Origin of the sequence: Phyllobacterium brassicacearum, assembly GCF_003010955.1 — a bacterium.
Lineage (GTDB): Bacteria > Pseudomonadota > Alphaproteobacteria > Rhizobiales > Rhizobiaceae > Phyllobacterium > Phyllobacterium brassicacearum.
This window is the reverse complement of record NZ_PGGO01000005.1, coordinates 1-19,363: the sequence shown is the minus strand read 5'-3', so window position 1 is coordinate 19,363 and position 19,363 is coordinate 1. Positions and strand designations below refer to the sequence as shown.

Genomic DNA, 19,363 nt, shown 5'->3' with positions numbered 1-19,363 from the left:
CTCCTATTGTGCGCCCGTGGGTATCCACCACTCGCGCCCGCGTGCAGTTGTTACATATTCCGGCCAGCGGAAATGGATCGGCGATTCGTAGTCGCACAGCGGCGCGATCCACTTCGAGCCGCCAACGCCGCCGCCCGTCCGCTCGATGAATTCATCCTTTGCCCGTTGCCGCGCGCCTTCGTCCTCAAGGAGACGTAGAGCCGTAAGAGCCACCGTTTTCGCGGCGCAATTGACCATCGGGTCGATGGTCGCCGGAATTCCGCCAAGCGCATTCATCACCCAGCCCGGGTAAGCGAAGTTCTTTGGAGCTTTGAGCGCTGGCCGAGCCACATAGAAGCGGACCGTGGGAGCGTGCCAGGTCATGTCCGTATAGTCATCGGACGTCGAGTTGATCTGAGAAGGCGGCAGGTCACGGCGGAGGATCGCCTCGGCCTCCTGTGGCGCGATCAGTCTCTCGCATTCGTCGATGAATGGCTCTTCCATCGCTTCGACGCCACTATTCGCCTGTATCTCGCGGGCGATGGCCTTTGCTGCCTCGCTCCAGCGCGGCGCGCCTACCGTGCTCAGCGCCTCCCAGGTGATTTCAGCTATAGCGTGATTGGCGAGGCCGGGGCGTGACTTGCAAACCCAATGTCGCTCCACCCGGCAGCCAGTCATCGCCGCGGCGTGCTCCGCATTGCGGTCAAGGTCGGCGGTGACCTGCTCCGCCATGGCAATCGTTGGTACGCGCATCATGTACTGGATTTCGGCGAGCGCAGCCGGAAGGTTGTCGGCTGTCGCCTGCCCCGCTGTCAGGATGGCTTCGCTGATCGACCAGCCGCCGTGATGCGGCAGCATGGAATCACGCAAGGCCTTCGACGCCATATACATCATCATCAGCGCATCATTGGCGCCCGGCGCCCGAACCGCGGAATGCGACTGCGGAATTGGCGCGCCTTCGCTCAGACCCCAGCGCTCGGGCTGATCGCAGACAAGGCGGTAAATCATCGAATAGGCCGCACCGCAATGCGTATCCCAACGCACAGTATTGCACAGCGGCAGCATGTAAAATGGGTGGAAGGAGATCATGCCATCCAGTCCGTCATAATACCCTTTGGCCGCATGAATGGGCTTTGACCCGCGCACTTTTTCGGCAGGTTCTCCGGTAAACCTCAAGGTTCCGGCGATGCCCTGTTTTTCCATCGCCGCCTTGGTTGCTAGCAAACCGCCAAGACTGGAAATGCCAAGACCGGAATGCGGATCAGTATGGCCGCCCGCATGCTCGTTGAGCCCGGCTCGTGGACTTTTGACTGTGGAGGCATCCTGACAGTTGCCCGGAACAGCGTCATATTCGGCATACATGCCCACCGTCGGCGCCTCGCCATTGGTGCCAGCCTTGTTAGTCCAGTGCGCACAAAATGCCGTGGGCATGCCGCCGGAGCCGGCCTCGACGTCAAAGCCTTCCGCACGCAGCCGGGACACGTACCAGTCGGCCGATTGATATTCGCGCCAGGCGGTTTCACCGAAATCGAAAATCGTGCGAGTCCAGGAAGACAGATCATCCCTGTGACCGTCAACAAAGCTCATTGCCGATATTGCTGCCGCCGTCACCATCACCATCTCCCGCTGCCGGGAGATAACCACCTGGAAGGCGGGACAAAAAGTGATATGTTTTTTCAAAACGTGCAAATTCCATTCACCTCTTCACCCATCAAGGACCAGATTGATGCGCATCCCATCAACACAGGCACTGCGCTCCCTCGAAAGTTTTGCCCGCCATGGCAGTGTTTGGCGCGCCGCCGAGGAACTGCATCTGACCCGCAGCGCCGTCAGCCACCAGTTGCGGTTACTGGAACGCGATCTCGGCTTCGAGTTGTTGCAGAGGGATGGCAAGGGTGTCGCTTTGACACCGCGCGGGCGCAAATACGCCAACGACGTGCGCAAGGCCCTGATTGTCATCGACGATGCGGGCGGGCAGCAGAGCCCTACAGGTACTGGCGGATCGCTCTGCGTGAGTTGCACCGCAGGATTTGCATCCCTCTGGTTGTGCACGCATATAGCCGAGTTCCAGGAGAAATATCCGGAAGTGGCACTGCGGATCATCACACCACGCAAACTTGATGACGTGACGGACGCGAGCGTCGATCTCTTCATCGCATTTGGCGATGGCAATTGGCCGAGCCGCTCAGTCGAGCTGCTATGCGAGGTGGAGTTCACGCCACTCTGCAGCCCCGTACTCCTTAACAATCTGGGTGGCATCGCCGAGCCCAAGGATATATTGCGCGCGCCGCTCTTGCATCTTGGCGACTTCGAGGATTGGACGCGCTGGCTTGCGCTCGCCAATGTCGACAATCCCGATTCGGAACGGGGCATCGTCTTTTCCGATATGAATCTCGTCTATTCGGCGGCCATCACTGCGCAGGGCATCGCCATGGGCGATGAGCTCACCTGCCGCAAAGCCATGAGGGCAGGTCAACTCATCAGGCCTTTCGACCTCAGCATAAAATCCCCCAAATCGTATTTTCTCGTTACAGACTATGCCCGGATGGAGCATCCACCCCAGCTTGCATTCACGGAATGGCTGAAATCGCGCCTCTCCCAAACCCGCAACGCCTGAAAACCTGCCATGAGCCCGCCGCATTGCTGGCGTGAAATTCATTCACGTATCGCGGCAATATAATTCAATTGTCGTGGCAGCGGATTGTGCCTAGGCTTCCTGACAAAATAAGGGGAAAGAGGTCAATCAATGCCTCAGAGCACGCAACTGGGCGACAGCAAGGCCGCCGAGATCAAGGCTGTTTCCATAGGCAAGACATTCGGTGCGTTCCACGCGCTGAGAAATCTTTCGCTCGACATTGCTCGCGGCGAGTTCCTGACCCTACTCGGACCATCCGGGTCCGGCAAAACCACCTTTCTGATGATTCTTGCGGGCTTCACCGCCCCGACGACCGGGCGCCTGGTCATGGACGGCGAGGACATCACCGACGTGCCGGCCGAAGACCGCTCCTACGGGATGGTGTTTCAGGGCTACGCACTCTTCCCACATCTGACCGTGGAACAGAACATCGCCTTTCCGCTGAAGGTTCGCGGCCGATCTTCGGCTGATATCAAGCGCAAGGTCGGCGAGATGGTTGCGCGCGTCGGCCTCAGCGGCCATGAAAAGAAACTTCCCGCAAAACTCTCCGGGGGCCAGCAGCAGCGCGTCGCCCTCGCCCGCGCCTTGGTATTCGAACCGTCGGTGCTCCTGCTCGACGAACCGTTCTCTGCCCTCGACAAGAATCTGCGCGAAATGATGCAACAGGAAGTGAAGCGCCTGCATCAGGAAACCGGTACAACCTTCGTCTTTGTCACCCACGACCAGTCCGAAGCGCTTGCGCTGTCCTCACGGGTCGCGATCTTCAATCACGGCGAACTGCTGCAGGTCGGCAAGCCCCAGGACGTCTACGAGCGGCCGGGCAATCGGTTCGTTGCCGAATTCCTCGGCGAAATCAATCTTTTGCCGCTAGATGCTCTTAGACTTGAAGGTGATCGAGCCGCCGGGCAATTCGAGGAACGCACTATTGTCCTCAACCGAACAATGCCGATGATCGGTTCAGATGCCGTGGCAGCCATCCGCCCCGAGCATATGACGATCGGCACTGGGCAGCACAGCGCTGACCGCAACGCCATCACCTGCCGGGTTGAAGGGGCGACATATTTCGGTGCTTCGACAAAGTATCATTTGAGAACACGCACTGGCACGAGTCTCGCGGTGTCGATGCCGACCGCTGCGACCTTACTCATCGCGCCCCAAACGGATGTTTGGGTGTCCTGGCCGGTGCATCAGGGCTTTCTGCTGCCTGTCGGAAGTTAGGCGGCAGCACCAGGGATGTGAGAAATAACAATCCAGAGGGAAACAACAAAATGGACAACGCATTTCAAAAGGACTGCCTCGAAATCCTCGCCAGCAAGGTCGAGAAAGGCGAGATCAGTCGTCGTCGTTTCACGCAGATGGCCGCGATGCTGATCGCTGGAACTCCAGCATTCTTGCGCGCGACTGGCTCATACGCGCAGGCAAAGGAGCTCGTGCTGGTGAACTGGGGTGGTGACGCCATGACCGCCTATGACAAGGCTTACGGTCAGCCCTTTACCAAGGAAACCGGCGTGACGGTCAAGATGGACGGCTCGGGCCCGACCGAAGGAGCCATCACCGCGCAGTTCAAGAGCGGCAAGCCGAGCTGGGATCTTCTCGATATCGACCCCTTCTCCGGAATATCGCTGGGCAAGCAGGGCATGCTCGAAGAGATCGACTACACGATCGTCGACAAGAACAAGATGCGGCCCGGCTTCGGCTGGGACCATGCTGCCTCGACCTATTTCTTCTCGTACATCATTGCCTATGACTCTTCGAAGTTCGGCGACCAGGTACCGACCGGCATGGCCGACTTCTTCGACGTGAAGAAGTTTCCCGGCAAACGATCGCTGTACAAGTGGGGTTCGGCCATGTGGGAAGCTGCGCTTCTCGCCGATGGGGTCGCGCCTGAGAAACTCTATCCGCTCGACCTCAAGCGCGCGCACGACAAGATTGCTGCATTCAAGGAAAACGTCGTGGCCTACTGGGGCGGCGGCGCTGAGAGCCAGTCCGTCTTGATGGATGGCGAAGCATCGATGGCACTCATCTGGTCCACCCGCGCTCAACTGCTCGAGCAGGATTCCGGCGGCACCATCAAATTTATCTGGGATCAGGGCCTGATTTCTCCCGGAGCCCTCGGCGTCATGAAGGGCAATCCCGGCGGCAAGGAACATGCGATGAAGTTCATCGCCAGCGCACAGGCGCCGGAACGCCAGCTTGAAATGTTCAACATGCTCGGACAAGGCCCAGCCAATCCTGCCACCGATGCACTCATCCCGGCAGACAAGAAGCGAGTGAACTGCGTAGATCCAGCCAACATGACCAAGCAGATCCCGCTCAACATGGAGTGGTATGCCGAAAATTACGGCAAGGCATTCGACGAATATACCAAGGTCATCTCGGCTTGAGCCGACTTGGCGCGAGGGATCAACGCCTCGCGCCAACCCATTCAAGAAGCTTAGGGACGCTGAATGACCGGAAAGTGGCCCACCTCTAGAAAGATACTGCTACTCGCGCCGCTGCTGCTGTTTCTGGGGCTTGCCTATGTTGTTCCTTTCCTCGGCGTCGTGCGCTGGAGCTTCACCCTGCCCGAGCCCGGACTTGGCCAATATCACGCGCTTTTCACCGATCCCCTCGTTCAGTCAGTCTTTTTCCGTACCCTGCGCATTTGCCTCATTGTCACCGCTGCATCGCTCACCATGGCCTATGCCATCGCTTACGTCTGGGTCCGAGGCAGTTCCGTTCAGCGCATGCTGGCGGAGTTCTGCATCCTGGTCCCTTTCTGGATCTCGGTCCTGACACGTGCCTTCGGCTGGCTGGCGATGCTGTCAAACCGCGGACTGATCAATACCTGGCTCCAATCGGCAGGCATTATCACGGAACCACTGGCGCTCGCCCGTAACGAATTCGGCGTCATCGTCGGCATGACGCACTTCCTCATCCCCTTCGCCGTCTTTCCAATCGCCTCGGCCATGCGCAGCATCGACGAGCGCGTGCTGCTCGCAGCCCGCGGCATGGGCGCATCGCGAACCCGCATCTTCTGGACCGTTTTCGTGCCGCTGACCTATGGTGGTCTGATCGGCGCTGCGCTCATCGTGTTCGTCTTCGCGCTTGGTTTCTTCGTCACACCTGCCATTCTTGGCGGCGGCCGCAGCGTCATGGTGGCAGAGCTCGTCTACCTTCGCATTTTCCAGAGCCCGGATTGGGGCCTTGGCGCAGCGATCAGCGTCGTTCTGGTGGTATTCATCGGCATTCTTCTCGCCCTCATGCGGCGTTTCATCAAACCGGCGCATCTGGTGGGCTGAGCGATGCAATCATCCAAGCCCGGCCCTGTCATCCTGATCGTCGCAACGGCAGTGGCATTGTTCCTGTTGATGCCGTTGATAGCAGTCGTACCCGTGTCCTTCACGCCGGCCCGCTTCCTCTCCATGCCCTCCGGTAACCTGTCCCTGCGCCACTATCAGGCGCTGATCGATAATCCCGCCTGGGGTCAGAGCATCCTGCTCAGCCTGCGTATCGGGATCCTGTCGAGCGCAATCGCAACGGCGCTTGCCACGCTGTTCGGTCTCGGTATCTGGATGTTCCAGCCGCGCTTTTCGGCATTGCTGATCGGCTTCGTACTCCTGCCGCTTGTGGTTCCGCCAGTCGTCTCGGCCATGACATTGTACTTCCTGATGACCACGCTCTCCGCCTTCAACAACTGGATCGGCTACGATACCTGGCTCGGCGTCGGGCTTGCGCATGCCGTGATGATCACGCCCTTTGCTGTCGTGCTCATTCTCGTCGCGCTCTACCAGGTCGACCGACGCATCGATCTTGCCGCGCGCGGGCTCGGCGCCAGCCTTGCGACACGCGCCTTCAAAGTCATCATCCCCAACATCAAGTTCGGCATAGCAACCGCCGCGCTGCTCTCCTTTGTGCTTTCCTGGGAAGAGATCGGCGTGACGCTTTTCATCACCAGCGTCAATGCGATCACACTGCCGCGCCTGATGTGGATGGGCCTGCGCGACAATATCGATCCTGCGATCGCCGCAATCTCGGTACTGTTGATCCTTGTTACCGCCATTATCCTCGGCATTCGAATCTTCATCGAAAGGCGCGGAGCGGCGAAATCCCAATGATCACCGAAGACATCCTCGCCGGGCTTCGATCGATTGTCGGCGCGAGCGGCCTCAAGACCGCCGATGCGTTGAGTCTCATCAATCCCGGCGCCGATGAGCACAATCTGGATGCGGGCGTGATGGTCGTCCCCCAAAATACCGGACAGGTCGCCGCCATTCTCCACCTTTGCAATGAGCAGGGGATTGCTGTCGTCCCACACGGCGGCCGTACCGGACTTGCCGGTGGCGCCGTTTCGACACCCGGCGAAATCATCCTGTCGCTCGCTGCCATGACCCGGATTGAATCTCTCTCCGCCACCGCCGGCACTGCAATCGTTGAGAGCGGCGTGACGCTGCAGGCGCTGCAGGAAGCAGCGGCGGCGGTGAATCTCTCCACCGGCATTGACATTGCTTCGCGTGGCAGCGCCACGATCGGCGGCATGATCTCGACCAATGCCGGCGGTATGGAAGCATTCCGCCACGGCGTCATGCGCCATCGGGTGCTTGGTCTGGAAGTCGTTCTGCCTGATGGTTCGATCATGAGCGAGATGGCGCAGGTGTCCAAGTCCAACGAAGGCTACGATCTGAAGCAATTGTTCATCGGCGCGGAAGGTACGCTCGGCATCGTCACTCGCGCCGTCATCAGGCTGGCGCCAAGCGACGAGTTCACCGCGACCGCGCTTGTTGCTTGCCCGTCCGCAACGAGCGCCGTTGCGCTGTTTCAAACACTCCAGCGCAATCGCGGCCTCAATCTTTTGCGCGCAGAATTCATGGCACGGACCTATTTCGCCTTGGCTGCACGGGACCTTGGCCCCGCTTCGCTCGCTGCCTTCACCCAAGCACCGGCCTATCTCATTCTGGAGACCGACGCGACTGACCAGCTTTTGGCGCAGTCTGCCCTTGAGGAAGCGCTGGCCAACGGCATCGAAGAAGGTCTGGTTGCCGACGCAATCCTCGCCCAGAGCGAGAAAGGGCGAAGCGAAATCTGGAATATCCGCGAGGACAGCAACGTGGTCACGCGGGCTTACCCGCACGGCTACTGGTTCGATATTTCGGTTCCCCTGCAAGAACTGGAAACCTGGCTCAAGCAATTCGAGCAGGGCATCGCCGCATTGGGACCTGACATCAGCGGCTTTGCGTTCGGCCATCTCGGTGACGGCAACCTGCATGTCGGCGTTGCTGGAGAAAGCGTCAATCCCGACAAGGACGCGGTCAAGGCCATCATCTACGCCAACCTGAAGCAGATGGGTGGATCCTTCTCCGCCGAGCACGGCATTGGCCTCGAAAAGAAGCCGGAGCTTAAGACGCTGATCGATCCGGTCAAGCTTGCCCTCATGCAGTCGATCAAGAAAACGATCGATCCCAAGGGCATCATGAATCCGGGCAAGATAATCGGATGACCATGTCGTTGAAGGCAAAGCCATTGACGCATCCGGGCTTCTTGCACGTGGGATGCAGGACTATCGTTGCACCCATGGTCCAACATTATCCTTGTCCGTTTCCGGCGAGCCAGGCGCATCGAGTACGTCTGATCCGGGATCGCACGGCCATAACCATCGGCACCACAATCCACGCAAGATCAACAAAAGGGGTTCTCTGATGAAAGCATTATTGATGAGCGGCGTTATGGCATTTGCGCTGCTTGGCGCAGCCGGCGCTGCATCGGCCGCCGAATGCGGCGATGTCACCATTGCCAGCATGAACTGGCAGTCTGCGGAAGTTCTCGCCAATCTCGACAAGATCATTCTCAACGAAGGATATGGCTGCAACGCGGAAGTCGTGCAGGGCGATACGATCCCCACACTCACCTCGATGACCGAGAAGGGTCAGCCTGATATCGCCCCCGAGGGCTGGGTCGATTTCATGCGCGACATCATGGACAAGGCCGTTGCCGACGGCAAACTTATCTATGCATCCAAGTCCCTTTCGGATGGTGGTGTCCAAGGCTGGTGGATCCCCAAATACATTGCCGATGCCCATCCGGACATCAAGACAATCGACGATGCGCTGAAACACCCGGAACTCTTCCCCGCCCCGGAAGATCCATCCAAGGGCGCAGTCTTCAACGGACCTCCCGGCTGGGGCGGCACTGTTGCCACCGCCCAGTTCTTCAAGGCATATGATGCCGAGAAGAAAGGTTTCACCCTCGTCGACACCGGGTCGGCCGCTGGGCTCGATGGCTCGCTCGCCAAAGCCTATGAGCGCAAGGAAGGCTGGGTGGGTTATTACTGGGAGCCGACAGCTCTCCTCGGCAAGTATCAGATGGTGAGGCTCGACCACGGCGCCAAATTCGACTCGGCAGAATGGAAGCGCTGCAACACGGTCGCCGATTGCCCCGATCCGAAAAAGAACGACTGGGAACTGGCCGAAGTCGACACGGTCGTCACCAAGAAATTCAATGACGAAGCCGGTCCGATCATGGATTATCTCAAGGCTCGCTCCTGGAGCAACAAGACAGTCAACGAACTGCTTGCCTGGATGACGGACAATCAGGCCACGGGTGAAGACGGCGCGAAGCACTTCCTCAAGAACAACGAAGATATCTGGACAAAATGGGTCAGCGCCGAAGTTGCCGAGAAGGTCAAGGCTGCCGTTAAGTAAGATACGACTTACCAATTGTGAAAAAGGCAGCGGCCATGTCGCTGCCTTTTTCGTTAGAACCTTGTGGCGTATCTCAGCCCATCATAAATCGCGGCGTGGATATTGCGGGCGTGAACTGCATCTCCGATCCGCAACAGATCGAATTTGCCCTCGCCCCGCAGCGGAAAAATCGAGCCGCCATTGACCAGGTGGTCATAATCGACAGCACCGCCATTGCGCGACAAAGGCTTCAGTTCACGATAAAGGTCATCGATCGGCAAGGTCCCGTGCTCGACCACCACCTGGTTGACCAGCCGCTCCTCGCGAAACTCCGGCGCGAAATCCGATCCGAGCGTTGCGACAAGCTGGTTGCCATCGCGTGCAACACTGACCAGCCGCGTGTTGATCGTCACGCGGACGCCTTGCTGCTGGAAGGCACGCATGTAGGGCACATGGTTCATGCCGCCCATCTCGGGCGCGAAGAACCGTTCCGGACTGACCAGCTCCAGCCTGGAACCGCCTCGCGCGATCCGCTCATGCCCTGGTGTCCGCCATTGTCGTCATAGAGCAGGACGTTTTCGCCGGGCTTGATTGCCCCTGCGAGAATATCCCAGGTTGAAGTCACGAGATCATCGCCCGCCGAAAGCGGCGGATTCTGCGGCAGGCCGCCCGTCGCGATCACCGCGACATCGGGTTCGAGGCCAAGCACATCATTCGCTTCGGCCCAGACGTTGTAACGCAATTCGACCCCGAGCCTTTCGAGCTCGTCCAGGCGCCAGTCGACAATGCCGATCATCTCCTTGCGGCGCGGGTTCATTGCCGCAAGGCGCACCTGCCCGCCGGCCTGGTCGGCAGCCTCCAGCACGGAAACCCTGTGCCCAGCCTCTGCGGCCACCCGTGCGGTTTCCAGTCCAGCCGGGCCTGCGCCGACCACGACAATGTTGCGCCTGGCTTCTGCCTTGGCGATCACATGCGGCATCGCGCCTTCAGGCCCGGTCGCCGCATTGTGGATGCACAGCGCTTCGCCGCCCTCATAGATGCGGTCGAGGCAATAGGTGGCGCCGACGCATGGCCTGATGCGATGTTCCTCGCCTGCCATGATCTTGCGCACGATATGCGGATCGGCAATATGCGCACGGGTCATGCCGACCATGTCGAGCTTGCCCTCGGCAATCGCATGGCGGGCCGTCGCCACATCCGAGATGCGCGCCGCGTGGAAGGTCGGGAACTTTGTCTCCTGGCGTATCTCGCCTGCGAAATCGAGATGCGGCGCGGATCGCATGCCCTGGATCGGAATGACCTCATTGAGCGCAGCATCCGTATCGATATGGCCGCGAATGATATTGAGGAAATCGAACTTTCCGGAGGCGGCGATGCGCCAGGCAATCTCGACGCCCTCTGCCTTTGAGAGCCCCTGCTCCCAATCCTCATCTGCCACCATGCGGATGCCGACGATGAACTCGAGGCCGACCGCCTCGCGCACCGCATCGATGACCGCCCAGGTGAAGCGCAGGCGATTGTCGAGCGACCCGCCATATTCATCATCCCGGCGGTTGGTCGCGGGCGACCAGAAACCGTCCATCAGGTGCCCATAGGCCTCGAACTCGATGCCATCGAGCCCCGCCGCCTGCATCCGTTGCGCGGCCGAGGCGTAGTCAGCGATGATCCGCTCGATATCCCAGTCCTCCGCCTCCTTCGGGAAGGCACGGTGCGCCGGTTCGCGCACTGGAGAAGCCGAAACCACCGGCAGCCAGTCCGCCTTGTACCGGCCGGTGCGGCGGCCAAGATGCGTCAGCTGGATCATCACGGCGGCGCCATGCTCGTGGCACTCATCCGAAAGTTCGCGCAGCCAGGGCACGATCTCGTCCTTATAGGCATGGAGGTTGCCGAAGGCCGGCGGCGATTCGCGCGACACGACGGCGGAACCCGCTGTCATGGTCAGCGCGATGCCGCCCTTGGCCTTTTCGGCATGGTAGAGCCGGTAGCGCTCCTTCGGCATGCCGTCCTCGGAATAGGCCGGCTCGTGGCTGGTCGACATGATGCGGTTCTTGAGCCGCAAATGTTTGAGCTGATAGGGCTGCAGCAGCGGATCGTCATGTGAAGCCAATGGACCAGTTTCCCTTTGTTTCAGGTGATCCTAGCCCGAAGGTAGCATATTGAGTTTCTTCCCCGCGACCTATTCTGGCACGGAGTCGGCATCTGATATATCGCGGGCGCGATCTACTGCGCGAATAGTGCTACACCTGAAAAAACGACGACGCATGCCACCAAGAGCAGAACGTAGAACAGCTTTGTAGACATTCGTTCGAGCCAAACCCGCGGTGGGGGTGATGGGTCAAAATCTTCGACCAACACTTTAAGCTTGTGTTCAGGGTCTGCCCATTTCACGTGTCTAAAATTAACAACCTGGTCACGCGACTGCATCGCCAGTTTCTTCAGGCGTGTTTCTTCGTCGAATTGATATCGACGAGCGCCTCGCCAATTAGCTTGGTAGTCCTCGTTCTCCATTGTCACAGGATAGCTGACGCTGTCTAAGCCGAGGTTTATTTGGCTACTAAAATCTTAGCGGCCTATAGGCGCAAAATGGCGGCACAAGGCCGCCATATTTTGCAAAATCACTTGACGAAAGTGAAATGGTGCGGTCGAGAAGACTCGAACTTCCACGTCTTGCGACACAGCGACCTCAACGCTGCGCGTCTACCAATTCCGCCACGACCGCACTCTGTGGTAGAAGCCGAACGTGTCGGCTCGCGGCATGTAGCAAATAGGTTTCCGCTAAACAAGCCCTATCGTCACATATCGTCATTGTTTTTCATAAAGCTGTCAGAAACCTCTGTTTGCGGCGCCGGGCTGGAAATTTCGCCCGAAAAGGTCCATATCCGACGCACCCATCGGGACCCGTTGAATCGGCCGCAAATCGCGTCTGCGTCAGGGCCCAGACAGGCAAGCACAACCGGATCTGAATTTGCATCATGAAAACCAACCGCGACGATCTCGTCCCCGCATTCTTGCCTCACGACGAATCGCTTCCCGTGGAATGGCTGATTGCCGACGGCCTCACCGATTATGACGCGGCACTTGCCTTCATGGAGCAGCGTGTCGCCGCAATTCGCGAGGGCACGGCACGCGAACTCGTCTGGCTCGTCGAACATCCGCCGCTCTATACGGCCGGGACCAGCGCCAAGGCGGACGATCTTCTCGTGACCGACCGCTTTCCGATCTATGCAACGGGCCGCGGCGGCGAATATACCTATCATGGCCCGGGACAGCGCGTTGCCTATGTGATGCTCGATCTGAAGCGGCGGCGCGAAGATATCCGCGCCTTTGTCACCGCGCTGGAGCAGTGGATCATTTCGACGCTTGCTTCATTCAACGTCAAGGGTGAGCGGCGTGAGGACAGGGTCGGCGTCTGGGTGAGACGGCCGGAGCGCCCTGCCCTGGCCGATGGCTCACCGGCCGAAGACAAGATCGCCGCCATTGGCATCCGCCTGCGCAAATGGGTGAGCTTCCACGGCATCTCGATCAATGTCGAACCGGACCTTGCACATTTCGGCGGCATCGTGCCCTGCGGCGTGCGCGGCCATGGCGTCACCAGCCTCGTCGATCTCGGCCTGCCAGTGGAAATGCACGATCTCGACCGGGCTTTGCGGGAATCATTTGAAGACGTTTTTGGCGCGGTGGAGCGTTAGTAGGGACATGAGATGTCGATTATCTCTCCCCTTGCGGGAGAGAAAGGATTTTCTCGGATTTAGCTTCTTGCTAAATCCTTAGAAAATCCAAGTGAGGGGTAGTTCAGTGAGGCAAATCCCTCTCTGGCGATTTCTAGCACTTAGCTAAAGAAGCTAAGATGCTGAAATCGCTTTCTCTCCCGCAAGGGGAGAGATAATCGGCATCGACGTTTACATAAATTCCATAATCACCGCATCCACAGCAAGACTATCGCCCTGCTTGGCGTTGATCACTGACACCGTCAGATCGCGGTCGGCGCGCAGCACGTTCTCCATCTTCATCGCCTCGACGATCGCCAGCGTCTCGCCGGCTTTCACTTCCTGGCCTTCCGTCACGTTGATCGAGACGATCAGGCCCGGCATCGGGCAAAGCAGCATTTTCGAGTTGTCCGGCGGCAATTTCACCGGCATCAGCTTTTCCAGCGCCGCCACATGCTTCTGCATGGCGTGAGCGATGACCGACATGCCTTTCCAGTCGACGCGCATGCCGTTGAGCACCGGCCGCAACTGCGCCTTGACCGCGCGCTCATCGATGTAGCCATCCCAGACGGCATCGCCCGGCTGCCAATTGCTGCGGATGGTGATGACGTCACCGCCATGCAGTGAAAGCTCGATCTTGACCGGCGGTCTTGCGGTACAGGCCCGGATGGTGAACGGGACGTAATCATCTAAAATCCGTACTTCCCACTCGGCCCTGATCTTGCCCGTATGCGGGCGCAACCGGTCGCTCAGGCGATCGAGGCGCTCCTTGCGCACCAGTTCGACACTCAGCGCAATCGCGGCAAGAATGTCGCGATCCTCCGGCGTTGGCGAAATCGGCTTGAAACCTTCCGGAAATTCCTCGGCGATGAAGCCGGTCGACAGCCGCCCCTCCCGCCAGCGCGGATGCTGCATCAGCGCGGCGAGGAACGGGATATTGTGCTCGATGCCGTCGACGACGAACGTGTCGAGCGCATCGGCCATGGCGTCGATGGCCTCGAGCCGCGTCGGCGCCCAGGTGCAAAGCTTGGCAACCATCGGATCGTAGAACATCGATATTTCCGAGCCCTCGGTCACGCCGGTGTCGTTGCGGATGATCGCCTTGCCGACAGGTCCCTCGGCCGGTGGGCGGTAGCGGGTCAGGCGCCCGATGGACGGCAGGAAATTGCGGTACGGATCCTCGGCGTAGAGGCGGCTTTCCACTGCCCAGCCATTGAGGCGCACATCTGCCTGCCTGATCGCCAGCTTTTCGCCGGCGGCGATGCGGATCATCTGTTCGACCAGATCGATGCCGGTAATCAGTTCAGTCACCGGATGCTCCACCTGCAGACGGGTGTTCATCTCGAGGAAATAGAAATTGCGGTCCTTGTCGACGATGAACTCGACCGTCCCGGCGCTCTGGTAATCGACGGCCATGGCAAGGGCAACGGCCTGTTCCCCCATCGCCTTGCGCGTCTTCTCGTCAAGGAAGGGCGACGGCGCTTCTTCGACCACCTTCTGGTTGCGGCGCTGCACCGAACATTCGCGCTCACCGAGATAGATGCAATTGCCGAAAGCGTCGGCAAGCACCTGGATCTCAATATGGCGCGGGTCGACCACGAACTTTTCGATGAAAACCCGCTCGTCGCCGAATGAATTGCGTGCTTCCGACGTGGCGCGCTCGAAGCCGTCGCGTACTTCCGACTTGCTCCAGGCGATCCGCATGCCCTTGCCGCCGCCACCGGCCGAAGCCTTGATCATCACCGGATAGCCGATTTCTCCGGCGATCTTCTCGGCGTGGGCTCCGTCTGTGATGATGTCGAGGAAGCCCGGGACCGTGTTGACCCTCGCCTCGTTGGCAAACTTCTTCGATTCGATCTTGTCGCCCATGGCGATGATCGCCTTGGGCTTCGGACCAATGAAGATGATACCCTGTTTCTCCAGCGCTTCGCAGAACGAGGCCCGCTCGGAGAGAAACCCATAGCCCGGATGGACCGCCTCTGCGCCGGTCTCCTTACAGGCAGCGATGATCTTGTCCGCAACGAGATAGCTCTCCGAAGCTGCTGCCGGACCTATGTTGATCGCTTCGTCAGCCATTTCAACGTGAACCGCGTCGCGGTCGGCATCCGAATAGACCGCAACTGTGGCAATCCCCATCTTGCGCGCAGTCTTGATGACGCGGCAGGCGATTTCGCCACGATTGGCAATCAGGATTTTCTTGAACACTCGATGATCTCCCGCCCAGACATGCCTTTGTTTCTATTGCCAATCGCCGCCTTGCTCAACAGGTTCTTCTCAGTTGTAAGCAGGCTCCGGCTCCTGACGATTCTTGCCCTCGCGCCACACGACATAAGCTCCCGAGCTGATGATGATGGCGATGCCGAACCATTTCGACGCCGACGGAAACTCATTGAACACCACAAGCCCGATGATCACCGCCATGACGATCTCGAGATACTGGAAAGGCGCCAGGAACGACGCCGGTGCCAGCCGCGACGCCTGAACGACCAGGAGATGCCCACCCGTCGCTATCGCACCAATAGTGAACAGGAGAAACCACGACAGGCCGCCCAATGGCACGTCAAATGTCATGTCGCTTACGTCGAATAATTGCCCAAGCAACAGTGCAACCGCCACTGTTACTGTACCACCCACGCCGGCGTAAAGCTGCATGACGAGCGGCGTATCAGCATCGCCGTATCGGCGGTTCAGGATCAGATAGATGGCGAACAGCGTTGCCGTGCCGAGCGGCAAAAGCGAGACCCAGCCGAACAGTTCCCAGCTGGGCTGAATGACGATCAGCGTGCCGACGAATCCGATGGCAACAGCCACCCACCGGCGCCAACCCACCTGTTCCTTGAGGATCAGTGCGGACAACAGGGTCAGCATCAACGGCTCGACGAAGAAAACCGCCATCGCGTCTGCAAGTGGCATATATTTGATCGCCGCAAAGAAGCACAGGCTGCCGATCCCCATCAGGAAGCCGCGAAAAAGATTCCCCCACAGCTTGACCGGCGTCAGCGATCCCGTGCCCGTGATCGCCAGGACAATCAGCAGAGTCAGAGTCGTTTGCACCACAAAGCGTGAAAGGGTCACCGTCGCCGGAGGCAGGTTATCAACAGTCGAAAGCCATTTGGCGATCGCGTCCATCATCGGCAGAAAGAACATGGCTGCCGCCATTGTCGAAACGCCCCTCAACTGTTGTGAGGTTGTGTTTTCCATGGCGATGACCTTTCTGGATGAACCGGCTGGCAATGACCTGTTGGCATATCGGCTCTGCCAAAAAATGCAATCTCGCGCTGCACGTAAAATAGCGAGATGTGCGGGCGAAATTTGACTTTTTGGTCCGCAGATGGTGCAAAGGGCCTCGCAAAATCCCCCAAAACAGGAAGAAACTGGAGAAAACGATGGCTTCTCACGCCAATATCATGACCGAGACCCCTGACATGGATACGCTCGGCGGCCGCATGTCACGCGCCCGCGACGCCAAATCAATGAGTGTCAGAGAGGTGGCAGGACGGATTGGTGTCAAGCCGCAAACCGTTGCGGCCTGGGAATCGGATCGATCGGAGCCACGCGCCAACCGGCTGGTCATGCTGGCCGGGTTTCTTGGCGTCACCCCCACATGGCTGATCCACGGCGTCGGACAGTCACCCGTTGAAATCAGCGCAGACGAGGAAACCCTGGGCTTGACGGCCGAGATCCGGACGCTCAAGGAGCAGCATCAACAGCTTGGCCGGCGGATCGAGCACCTGGAAAGCGTCGTGGAAAGACTGGAAGCGGCTTGAAACCTGGGGATTCATCGCATAGTTCTGTGATGAGGCCCGGAACAGATCACGAACTCCCATCGCGTTTGACAATGAACCATGCAAAGATCGTCAGTGATTCGAATCTGATGTAATATTGGCCCAACAAGACCATGGATGATAATAACGACCTCTTTTCGAGGATAGTGAAAACTGCCCGCGAGCGTCAGGCCGCCGCCCCGCAGACGCGGCCGGAGTCCGCGCCTGTTGCGACCGTGCGGACGGTTCCGTCCCCGGCAGCAAAGGCAGCGCCGCGCTCAGCGCCTGAAAGCAGTGGCAGCTATAGCGCAGCCGACATCGAGGTTCTGGAAGGGCTGGAGCCGGTCCGCCGGCGTCCGGGCATGTATATTGGCGGAACGGACGAACGCGCGCTGCACCATCTGTTCGCCGAAGTCATTGACAACTCGATGGACGAGGCTGTCGCCGGCCATGCCAATTTCATCGACATTGATCTTGAAGAAAACGGCTATCTATCCGTGACAGACAACGGTCGCGGCATGCCCGTCGATCCACATCCGAAATTCAAGGACAAATCCGCGCTCGAAGTCATCATGACGATGCTTCACGCCGGCGGCAAGTTCGACTCGAAGGTCTATGAAACGTCCGGCGGCCTGCATGGCGTCGGTGTTTCGGTCGTCAACGCACTCTCGGACCACGTTGAAGTCGAGGTCGCGCGCAACCGCCGCCTGTATCGTCAGCACTTTTCGCGCGGCAAGGCGCTTGGACCGCTTGAAGAAGTCGGCGAGGTGCAGAACCGGCGCGGTACGCGCGTTACCTTCCATCCCGACGCCGAGATCTTCGGCCATGCGGCGAAGTTCGACCCGGCCCGTCTCTACAAGATGGCACGCTCGAAAGCATATCTGTTTGGCGGGGTCGAAATCCGCTGGAGTTGCGCGCCGTCATTGCTCGACCCGAAGGACCCAACGCCGGACAAGGCAGTGTTCCATTTTCCTGGCGGACTCAAGGATTATCTTGCCGCCTCATTGGGCAAGGAGTTCCAGGTCACTCGCGAAATGTTCGCCGGAAAGACCGAAAAATCCGGAGGCCATGGTGCGTTGGAATGGGCGGTTGCCTGGCATGGCGGTGACGGTTTCGTCCATTCCTACTGCAATACGATACCGACCGGCGAAGGCGGCACCCATGAAGCTGGTCTGCGCATAGCCCTCACCCGTGGCCTTAAGGCCTATGCCGAACTGACCGGCAACAAGCGTGCCTCGATCATCACCACCGATGACGTGATGATCTCATCGGCTGCCATGCTCTCCGTCTTCATTCGCGAGCCCGAGTTTGTCGGCCAGACGAAAGACAAACTCGCCACCGTGGAAGCACAGCGCATCGTCGAGAACGCCATTCGCGATCCCTTCGACCATTGGCTGGCCGCATCTCCGCAGGAAGCGTCAAAGCTACTGGACTGGGTGGTTGACCGCGCCGAGGAGCGGGTCAAACGCCGTCAGGAAAAAGAAGTCAGCCGCAAGTCGGCAGTGAAGAAGCTGCGTCTCCCGGGCAAGCTTGCCGACTGCAGCCAATCCGGCGCACTCGGCGCGGAGCTGTTCATCGTCGAGGGTGATAGCGCCGGCGGTTCCGCCAAACAGGCGCGCGACCGCGCCACGCAGGCCGTTCTGCCGTTGCGCGGCAAGATTCTCAACGTCGTCAGTGCCGGGCGCGAGAAAATGACGGCGAACCAGCAGATCAGCGATCTTATCCAGGCGCTCGGCTGTGGTACCCGCTCGAAATATCGCGACGAGGATTTGCGCTACGACCGCGTCATCATCATGACCGATGCGGACGTCGACGGTGCGCACATCGCCTCGCTCCTCATCACTTTCTTCTATCAGGAGATGCCCGAACTCATCCGCAACGGTCACCTGTTCCTCGGTGTGCCGCCACTCTATCGTCTCGCGCAGGGCGGCAAGGTTGCCTATGCCCGCAACGATGCGCACAAGGATGAACTTCTCAAGACGATGTTCACAGGCAAGGGCAAGATCGAAATCGGCCGGTTCAAGGGCCTCGGCGAGATGCGTGCCGACCAGCTCAAGGAAACCACGATGGACCGCAAGAAGCGCACCCTGCTGCGTGTCCAGATTGATGAGGAATGGGCCAACGAAACCAAGCTCGCCGTAGACGATCTGATGGGCACCCGCCCCGACGCGCGCTTCCGCTTCATCCAGGACCGTGCAGCGTTTGTTGAGGAACTGGATATTTAGGCGCTCTTATCTCGCCCCTTGTGGGGAGAAAGTGATTTCAGCATCTTAGCACAGCTAAGTGCTAGAAATCACAAGGGGTAACTCGTGCATTCAGACAAATCCCCTCGCTTGGATTTTCTAAGGGTTAGCTGCGCTAACGCCAAGAAAATCCTTTCTCTCCCGCAAGGGGAGAGATAATCGGCATTGGCTGTTGGCGTGCAGATCGCCGCCTTCAAATCAAAATTCACCGAAACTTATCCACGTCCCCAAAACCTCGGTTATCCTGTTCCCGTCCTTCCCGTGTTGGGGTGGACGGCTCCCAACGGCATCAAATGTGCCAGAATGAGTTCGTTGAAAGCTCAATCGAAGGAGACCGTCCGTGGACCAGATTATCCGAATTGGTATGGATACGTCAAAG

14 protein-coding genes, 1 tRNA gene and 1 pseudogene are annotated in these 19,363 nt (G+C 59.1%); 11 read left to right on the top strand and 5 right to left on the bottom strand.

Annotated elements, in window-relative coordinates; all coding sequences use genetic code 11:
* Window positions 1–3 precede the first annotated feature (3 nt).
* Window positions 4–1,593: a zinc-binding metallopeptidase family protein gene (locus CU102_RS07700; protein WP_106710771.1), complete on the bottom strand. Its 1,590-nt coding sequence runs from the start codon at window positions 1,591–1,593 to the stop codon at window positions 4–6.
* A 112-nt stretch (window positions 1,594–1,705) separates the two neighbouring features.
* Here CU102_RS07700 and CU102_RS07695 point away from each other — a divergent pair, with 112 nt between their 5' ends.
* From CU102_RS07695 to CU102_RS07665, 7 genes are all read left to right on the top strand, one after another.
* Window positions 1,706–2,596: a LysR substrate-binding domain-containing protein gene (locus tag CU102_RS07695; RefSeq protein WP_106710538.1), complete on the top strand. Its 891-nt coding sequence runs from the start codon at window positions 1,706–1,708 to the stop codon at window positions 2,594–2,596.
* A gap of 129 nt (window positions 2,597–2,725) precedes the next feature.
* Entirely contained in the window at window positions 2,726–3,832 is a 1,107-nt protein-coding gene (locus CU102_RS07690) for an ABC transporter ATP-binding protein (protein WP_106710537.1), read from the top strand.
* Between the two features lie 50 nt (window positions 3,833–3,882).
* Window positions 3,883–4,998, top strand: a complete 1,116-nt coding sequence (locus CU102_RS07685; RefSeq protein WP_106710536.1) for an ABC transporter substrate-binding protein — start codon at window positions 3,883–3,885, stop codon at window positions 4,996–4,998.
* Window positions 4,999–5,061: 63 nt separating this feature from the next.
* Window positions 5,062–5,895, top strand: coding sequence for an ABC transporter permease (locus CU102_RS07680; protein WP_106710535.1), 834 nt, complete (start codon window positions 5,062–5,064; stop codon window positions 5,893–5,895).
* Between the two features lie 3 nt (window positions 5,896–5,898).
* Window positions 5,899–6,711, top strand: a complete 813-nt coding sequence (locus CU102_RS07675; RefSeq protein ID WP_106710534.1) for an ABC transporter permease — start codon at window positions 5,899–5,901, stop codon at window positions 6,709–6,711.
* A complete protein-coding gene (locus CU102_RS07670; RefSeq protein WP_106710533.1) occupies window positions 6,708–8,090 on the top strand; it encodes an FAD-binding oxidoreductase in 1,383 nt (460 codons plus the stop codon). The genes CU102_RS07675 and CU102_RS07670 overlap by 4 nt, the downstream gene beginning before the upstream one ends.
* 199 nt (window positions 8,091–8,289) lie before the next feature.
* Window positions 8,290–9,291, top strand: a complete 1,002-nt coding sequence (locus CU102_RS07665) for an ABC transporter substrate-binding protein (RefSeq protein WP_106710532.1) — start codon at window positions 8,290–8,292, stop codon at window positions 9,289–9,291.
* Window positions 9,292–9,344: 53 nt separating this feature from the next.
* On the opposite strand, the pseudogene CU102_RS07660 reads toward CU102_RS07665, so the two are convergent.
* A pseudogene (locus CU102_RS07660) lies at window positions 9,345–11,377 on the bottom strand (oxidoreductase).
* A 527-nt stretch (window positions 11,378–11,904) separates the two neighbouring features.
* Window positions 11,905–11,989: transfer RNA gene (locus tag CU102_RS07650), tRNA-Leu, on the bottom strand.
* A gap of 253 nt (window positions 11,990–12,242) precedes the next feature.
* On the opposite strand from CU102_RS07650, the gene lipB reads away from it, so the two are divergent.
* Complete coding sequence (gene lipB / locus CU102_RS07645; protein WP_106710530.1) at window positions 12,243–12,959, top strand: lipoyl(octanoyl) transferase LipB; 717 nt, start codon at window positions 12,243–12,245, stop codon at window positions 12,957–12,959.
* Between the two features lie 210 nt (window positions 12,960–13,169).
* Here lipB and CU102_RS07640 read toward each other — a convergent pair whose 3' ends face one another.
* Both CU102_RS07640 and CU102_RS07635 read right to left on the bottom strand, forming a co-directional pair.
* Window positions 13,170–15,182, bottom strand: a complete 2,013-nt coding sequence (locus CU102_RS07640; RefSeq protein ID WP_106710529.1) for an acetyl-CoA carboxylase biotin carboxylase subunit — start codon at window positions 15,180–15,182, stop codon at window positions 13,170–13,172.
* 69 nt (window positions 15,183–15,251) lie between these two features.
* Window positions 15,252–16,178, bottom strand: a complete 927-nt coding sequence (locus CU102_RS07635; RefSeq protein WP_106710528.1) for a DMT family transporter — start codon at window positions 16,176–16,178, stop codon at window positions 15,252–15,254.
* Between the two features lie 185 nt (window positions 16,179–16,363).
* On the opposite strand from CU102_RS07635, the gene CU102_RS07630 reads away from it, so the two are divergent.
* From CU102_RS07630 to CU102_RS30100, 3 genes are all read left to right on the top strand, one after another.
* On the top strand, window positions 16,364–16,744 hold the full coding sequence (locus CU102_RS07630; RefSeq protein ID WP_106710527.1) for a helix-turn-helix domain-containing protein: 381 nt from the start codon (window positions 16,364–16,366) through the stop codon (window positions 16,742–16,744).
* Window positions 16,745–16,875: 131 nt separating this feature from the next.
* Entirely contained in the window at window positions 16,876–18,966 is a 2,091-nt protein-coding gene (gene parE / locus CU102_RS07625) for a DNA topoisomerase IV subunit B (RefSeq protein WP_106710526.1), read from the top strand.
* A 183-nt stretch (window positions 18,967–19,149) separates the two neighbouring features.
* Window positions 19,150–19,363: hypothetical protein (locus tag CU102_RS30100; RefSeq protein WP_210204789.1), on the top strand; the 214-nt coding region annotated here is incomplete at its 3' end.

Coding starts and splice junctions, on each gene's coding strand:
- CU102_RS07635 (WP_106710528.1), bottom strand. CDS start 16,178: ATGGAAAACACAACCTCACAACAGTTGAGGGGCGTTTCGACAATGGCG.
- parE (WP_106710526.1), top strand. CDS start 16,876: ATGGATGATAATAACGACCTCTTTTCGAGGATAGTGAAAACTGCCCGC.
- CU102_RS07695 (WP_106710538.1), top strand. CDS start 1,706: ATGCGCATCCCATCAACACAGGCACTGCGCTCCCTCGAAAGTTTTGCC.
- CU102_RS07700 (WP_106710771.1), bottom strand. CDS start 1,593: ATGGTGACGGCGGCAGCAATATCGGCAATGAGCTTTGTTGACGGTCAC.
- CU102_RS07680 (WP_106710535.1), top strand. CDS start 5,062: ATGACCGGAAAGTGGCCCACCTCTAGAAAGATACTGCTACTCGCGCCG.
- CU102_RS07630 (WP_106710527.1), top strand. CDS start 16,364: ATGGCTTCTCACGCCAATATCATGACCGAGACCCCTGACATGGATACG.
- CU102_RS07690 (WP_106710537.1), top strand. CDS start 2,726: ATGCCTCAGAGCACGCAACTGGGCGACAGCAAGGCCGCCGAGATCAAG.
- CU102_RS07665 (WP_106710532.1), top strand. CDS start 8,290: ATGAAAGCATTATTGATGAGCGGCGTTATGGCATTTGCGCTGCTTGGC.
- lipB (WP_106710530.1), top strand. CDS start 12,243: ATGAAAACCAACCGCGACGATCTCGTCCCCGCATTCTTGCCTCACGAC.
- CU102_RS07670 (WP_106710533.1), top strand. CDS start 6,708: ATGATCACCGAAGACATCCTCGCCGGGCTTCGATCGATTGTCGGCGCG.
- CU102_RS07675 (WP_106710534.1), top strand. CDS start 5,899: ATGCAATCATCCAAGCCCGGCCCTGTCATCCTGATCGTCGCAACGGCA.
- CU102_RS07685 (WP_106710536.1), top strand. CDS start 3,883: ATGGACAACGCATTTCAAAAGGACTGCCTCGAAATCCTCGCCAGCAAG.